1 protein-coding gene is annotated in these 543 nt (G+C 75.0%); it reads left to right on the top strand.

The genetic code is table 11. From position 1 onward, the window contains the following. Window position 1 precedes the first annotated feature (1 nt). Window positions 2-543, top strand: a 542-nt coding sequence (locus AB8Z36_RS41645) for a hypothetical protein (protein ID WP_369218515.1), incomplete at its 3' end; no start/stop codon positions are given.

Here is a 543-nt window from a genome sequence, read left to right as displayed (position 1 = left end):
CCTGCGCAGCGTCCTCGCGGCACTCGGTTCCCCCACCGCCGTGCGCGAAGCCCGCACACCGACCCTGCGTGCCGCGCAGGGTCCCCTCAGTCCGGAACTGCCCTTGCCGGTGCACGTCCTGGACCGCATCACGCCCGAAGGCACCTCGCCGACGCGCCTGGCCGGCTGGCGCTTCCTGATCCGCGGCGGTGAGCGCGCCCTCGCCGCCGCCGACACCATGCTCACCCCGGACGGCTGGGCCTTCTCGCACTTCTTCGAGGGCCCCTACATCGCCTCCACCGAACGGGCGCTGCGGCACGCCGAGGCCATGCCGATGCCCTGCCAGCCCCGGCTGCTGTCCGTGCCGGAGCTGTACATGCTGACGCTCTGGCTGCACCGCGACTGCACGGACGACGGCGCCGAGGGCCCACTCGCCGCCACCGACCTGCTGGTGCCCCTCGCGCCCGCACCGCCCGGCATCGCGGCGCACCGCCCGCACCGCGCCGCCGAGTTGCTCCAGGTCCTCACTCTGCGGCTGACCCCGGCACCCCTGCTGGGATCGCC

The sequence above is a fragment of the Streptomyces flavofungini genome, assembly GCF_041028215.1.
GTDB lineage: Bacteria > Actinomycetota > Actinomycetes > Streptomycetales > Streptomycetaceae > Streptomyces > Streptomyces flavofungini_B.
The sequence above is the reverse complement of the archived record's forward strand: the minus strand, read 5'-3'. Positions and strand labels throughout refer to the sequence as shown.